Below are 1,689 nucleotides of genomic sequence, written 5' to 3'. Positions count from 1 at the left end.
TGAGCCGCTCTTCCGATCTAGTCTATGCACAAGTTTGTTAGCTTATACTTAAACGGGTAATGGATTAGATCAAAATACGTTGACTATCTATCAAGGACAGAATAGATACGTGAATCGTTACCCATTCTCAGAGACGCACTCGAAATAAAGTACTCACGCTCGATTAAGGTCGAACAAAGATAGAATATAGATAGATAAAGGGATTTACACATGGCAGAGCAAATCGGTACGGCTGAAAAACAGTCGGCGTTTTCCGAACTCAATGGCGACTCCAATACAGCGGGTTATTCAACAGCCAGTGTTGATACACAACTAAATGATTCACATGATGATTATTACCAAACGTGGTTGAAAAGTCATCAGCCAGTTCTTAGCGGTCTGCGCTCTGCCGTTGTTTACCTTCCTATCGATAACGGTCTTATTCCAGTAGCAACCTACCAAGAAAATCATGAAAGCTTTGTTTGGTTGACCGAACAGGCTGAGCAGAGTTTTAATGTTGAACAACCCCAAGTCACTAAGCTGACCTATTCACCAAAACCTGAAGATCAGCAAGGTGGGCGTCGTGGCGAAGCATTTGGTGTGCTTTACCCACTGTATGACGACCAATCGACATTCATCGCCTTTATCGCCGTTGCCCTTGAAGTGACGCAACAAGCCGAGCTTACTCAAGCGATTACGATGTTGCAGTGGAGCGTAGCAAGTTTAGAAATCTTCACCTATCAAGAGCGAATGCAGCGTCTTGCTCATGAACAATCCCTCGCCGCCGATAAAATAGATTTACTCGCGCGAGTGTTATCTGAGCAGAATTACGATACGGCGGCAGTGCGCCTTGTCACAGAACTTGCGGTGTTATACAACTGCGATAGAGTGAGTCTAGGGGAGTACAAGAACAAACGCTCCCGTCTTAAGCACCTCTCTCACAGTGCTCAATTCGGTAAGAAGATGAACCTGGTTCGCTCAATAGAGCGGGTGATGGACGAATGTATCGATCAAGGGAAAGTGCTGCTTTTTTCCAGCGAGTCGCACAAAGGCAGTGAGAACACCTTAAGTTCCGATATTTTTATTGCTCATCAGGCTTTATCGACCGAGCAAGGGGATATTTCTGTTATGTCTGTCCCTATTTACCTTCATGGGGAGATTTATGGAGCCATGACGATGGAGTCCTTGCCAGAAAATCATTGGACACAGGAGCAAGCCGCTACCTGTCAAAGCATCGTTAGTTTGGTGATGCCGACGCTTGAAGATAAACGGAAAAACGATCGTTCATGGATCAGAAAAACACTTGATTCGGTTGGAGTGCAACTAGGCCGATTAATTGGCCCTAATTACCTCGGGCGTAAATTGTTTGTGCTGACATCCATTGTCATTGTTTACCTATTGGCGACGGTCACCGGCGAGTACAAACTCTCAACAGAAGCGAAAATAGAAAGCGCCATACAGCGAGCCGTTGTTGCCCCTTATGATGGGTATATTGATGATGCATTGGTTCGAGCAGGTGATCGTGTTCAGCAGGGTGACTCCCTCGTCTTGATGGACAACAAAGATATCCGTTTAGAAAAGCTAAAATGGTTAAGCGAACAAGGGAAGCTCAACCGTCAGTATCTCGAAGCCGTTGCCGTTCGTGATCGCGCCAAGATCAATATTATTAATGCGCAGCAGCAACAGGTCACAGATCGGAAGAGCGGGTCA

General features: G+C 45.8%; 1 protein-coding gene. It reads left to right on the top strand.

Annotated elements, in window-relative coordinates; all coding sequences use genetic code 11:
- Positions 1 to 210 precede the first annotated feature (210 nt).
- Positions 211 to 1,689 (top strand): GAF domain-containing protein (locus tag ACP45E_RS21010; protein WP_069585503.1); only part of this gene is annotated, 1,479 nt, incomplete at its 3' end.

The organism is Vibrio genomosp. F10 str. 9ZD137, from assembly GCF_049974785.1.
Taxonomy (GTDB): domain Bacteria; phylum Pseudomonadota; class Gammaproteobacteria; order Enterobacterales; family Vibrionaceae; genus Vibrio.
The sequence above is the reverse complement of the archived record's forward strand: the minus strand, read 5'-3'. Positions and strand labels throughout refer to the sequence as shown.